Here is a 439-nt window from a genome sequence, read left to right on the forward strand (position 1 = left end):
AAAGTATAAATGAAGATGCAGCACTATTACTTTCAAATTATGCGATTGTTGGCAATTCAATTTCATCAATTGTAAAGGAATCACCTAATGTTTTAAGGCTTCATTTTGAAAGTCCATTTCAAGATGGAGAGATCCAGAAATTGACCATGAATAACCTAACAGATGAGTGTGGAAATTCGCAGGAAATAAGTGTCGATTTTATGTGGCACGATATCCATGAATACGATCTTGTAATCAATGAGATATTTGCTGATGAGACTCCTGTTGTTGGCTTGCCAGAATATGAATTTATCGAGATTTATAATGCCAGTGATTATCCTATTAATATAAAGGACTACAAATTAAAGGTTGGGAGTACTGAGAAGATCCTTTCTGATTTTGAAATTCAATCTCATGAGTATTTAATTTTATGCTCTAATGCAGCCGTTGAGCTTTATAA

Annotated in this window: 1 protein-coding gene; it reads left to right on the plus strand. The window is 33.3% G+C overall.

What is annotated here, in order from left to right:
- Positions 1-439: lamin tail domain-containing protein (locus tag DWB61_RS17610; RefSeq protein WP_148095945.1), on the plus strand; the 439-nt coding region annotated here is incomplete at both ends.

It is taken from the genome of Ancylomarina euxina (assembly GCF_003863355.1).
Classification (GTDB): Bacteria; Bacteroidota; Bacteroidia; order Bacteroidales; family Marinifilaceae; genus Ancylomarina; species Ancylomarina euxinus.